This is a genomic window from Streptomyces sp. NPDC007162 (assembly GCF_040634175.1).
Taxonomy (GTDB): Bacteria; Actinomycetota; Actinomycetes; order Streptomycetales; family Streptomycetaceae; genus Streptomyces.
In genome coordinates, this window is record NZ_JBEYFC010000888.1 from 1 (window position 1) to 2,215 (window position 2,215).

The 2,215-nt window shown below is 72.6% G+C and carries 4 protein-coding genes; all 4 read right to left on the minus strand.

Annotation, left to right across the window (positions count from 1 at the left end; translation table 11 throughout):
* Window positions 1-81 precede the first annotated feature (81 nt).
* Window positions 82-600, minus strand: a complete 519-nt coding sequence (locus tag ABZ646_RS45415) for a histidine phosphatase family protein (RefSeq protein WP_360533314.1) — start codon at window positions 598-600, stop codon at window positions 82-84.
* An 80-nt stretch (window positions 601-680) separates the two neighbouring features.
* Window positions 681-887 carry a hypothetical protein gene (locus ABZ646_RS45420; protein ID WP_360533317.1) on the minus strand — a complete coding sequence of 69 codons (207 nt, stop codon included), beginning with the start codon at window positions 885-887 and terminating at the stop codon, window positions 681-683.
* A 179-nt stretch (window positions 888-1,066) separates the two neighbouring features.
* Window positions 1,067-1,183 (minus strand): SGM_5486 family transporter-associated protein, encoded by a 117-nt coding sequence (locus ABZ646_RS45425; protein WP_089107830.1) that lies wholly within the window; start codon window positions 1,181-1,183, stop codon window positions 1,067-1,069.
* A gap of 95 nt (window positions 1,184-1,278) precedes the next feature.
* On the minus strand, window positions 1,279-2,215 hold a 937-nt coding region (locus ABZ646_RS45430), incomplete at its 5' end, for an MFS transporter (RefSeq protein WP_360533320.1).

A 2,215-nucleotide genomic window follows, 5' to 3' on the forward strand; every position in this document is an offset into this window, starting at 1 on the left:
TTTTTGTTGTTTGGGCGGGGGCGGGGGGGGGGCGGGGGGCGGGGGGGGGGGGGCGGTGTCGGCGGGGCCCCCGCGCCGGTCTCACTCGGAGGGCGCCCAGTAGTCCGTGAGCGTGGCCACGCCCGGTTCCAGGGCCTTCCAGGAGCCCTCGAACGTCACGACGGCGAAGGCGGCGGCAGGGAAGCCACGGCGGTTCATCCGCTCGCGGGCGTCGCTCTCGCCCGTGCCCGCCAGGATCTCGGCCACGCCGTGCACACCGGGGTTGTGACCGATGAGGATCACGTTCTGTACATCGTCGGGCACCTCATTGAGTACGGCGACCAGCTCGCCCGGCGAGGCCTCGTACACCCGCTCCTCGTAGACGGTTTTCGGCCGGTGCGCGAGCTCGTGGACCGCGAGTTTCCAGGTCTCCCTGGTGCGCACGGAGGTGGAGCACAGGGCCAGGTCGAAGGTGATGCCGCTGTCCGCCAGCTTGCGTCCGGCGACGGCGGCGTCCGTACGGCCCCGGTCAGCGAGCGGTCGCTCGTGGTCGGTCACCTGTGGCCAGTCGGCTTTCGCATGGCGGAAGAAGACGATCCTGCGGGGTTCTGCGACGCTCATGACACCCAGCTTCGCATGAAACAGGCCATCGGGCGCAGGGAGTTGACATGCGGCTTCGCCCGGTCGGCGGTCCGGGCGCGCTAACGGGAGACGATGTGCTGGACGCGCTCGAAGAGATGGGTGACGGCCGGGTCGCCGGTCGCCGCGTGGGCGTCCGCCGGGTTCAGTATCAGCAGCAGCAGGGAGACGAAGGCGAGGGCGGGGAGGGCGAGCGCCCACCAGGGGAGCCGGATGTCGGCGCTGCCCGGGGTCGCCGGGTGGGGCCGGGTGTGCGTTCGGGCCGGCATGATCGCCTCCGCTGGTCTCCGTGGTCCGGTGACCGCTCCGCGCGGCCACACCTCGAAACTACGGAATCCGGGGCCGCCGCCCCATCCGGTGACCCACCCACTTGACCCTGACCCTCACCCCCTAGGGGATACGGGGGCCAGCCCCACCATCGGCCGACCGTCGGCCGCCGGGACGGTGGTCAGGGTGACGCGAGGGTCGCGATGACGGCGATGACGATGAAGATGGCGAAGAACGAGCCGAAGACGATCAGCATCTTCTTCTGACCGTTCTGGGGGTTCGGGTCGAGCACTGGCATGGGGCCAGTCTGGCACCTGCCGAAGGGGCGGACCCGGGCGGGGTGCCCGCAACCGCCCTTCGGCGTGTCGGGGCGGGCCGGCGCCACGGGGGCCGTCAGGCCGTCGTGGCGGCCTCGTCCTCCACCGTGCGGTTGCGGCCCGCCAGCCAGCCGACGACCATCTGCGGGATCATCAGCACGACCATGAGGAGGATCGGCACCCCCCAGCCGCCGCTGCTCTGGTACAGCACGCCCACCAGCAGCGGGCCGGGGATGGAGATGAGGTAGCCGGTGCTCTGGGCGAAGGCGGACAGCTGGGCGACGCCCGCGCCGGTCCTCGACCGCATCCCGACCATGGTGAGTGCCAGCGGGAAGGCACAGTTCGAGACGCCGAGCAGCACGGCCCAGACCCAGGCCCCGGCGGCGGGCGCGAGGTACAGGCCGGCGTATCCGGCGAGGCCGCAGACGCCCAGGGCGACCACGATCGGGCCCTGGTGCGGCAGCCGGGTGGCCACGCGCGGGATGACGAAGGCCAGCGGAACGCCCATCACCATGGTGACGGCCAGCAGCAGCCCGGCCGTGCTCGCGGGTACGCCCGCGTCCCGGAAGATCTGTGCCATCCAGCCCATCGTGATGTAGGCGGCGGTGGCCTGGAGCCCGAAGAACACGGCGAGCGCCCATGCGGTACGGCTGCGGGTGATCCGCAGGGCGGGCGGCTCCTGCTCCGCACGCGCGCGTGCGCCGCCCGTCGGCGCCGCCGGGCCCCGGTCCCGTACCAGCGGAACCCACGGCAGCACGGCGGCCGCGGCGAGTGCGGCCCAGACGGCGAGGCCGGTCCGCCAGCCGCCGCCCAGGGCGTCGGTCATGGGCACGGTCACCGCGGCGGCGATCGAGGTGCCGGCCGCGAGCGCCATCGAGTACAGGCCGGTCATGGAGCCGACCCGGTCGGGGAACCAGCGCTTGACGATGACCGGCATCAGTACGTTGCTGACGGCGATGCCCATGAGCGCGAGCGCGCTGCCGGCCAGGAATCCGGCCGTGCCCAGGACGTAC

What these genes read in the sequence shown, in the direction of transcription:
- ABZ646_RS45415 (WP_360533314.1), bottom strand. Translation starts at nt 600, where the DNA reads ATGAGCGTCGCAGAACCCCGCAGGATCGTCTTCTTCCGCCATGCGAAA.
- ABZ646_RS45420 (WP_360533317.1), bottom strand. Translation starts at nt 887, where the DNA reads ATGCCGGCCCGAACGCACACCCGGCCCCACCCGGCGACCCCGGGCAGC.
- ABZ646_RS45425 (WP_089107830.1), bottom strand. Translation starts at nt 1,183, where the DNA reads ATGCCAGTGCTCGACCCGAACCCCCAGAACGGTCAGAAGAAGATGCTG.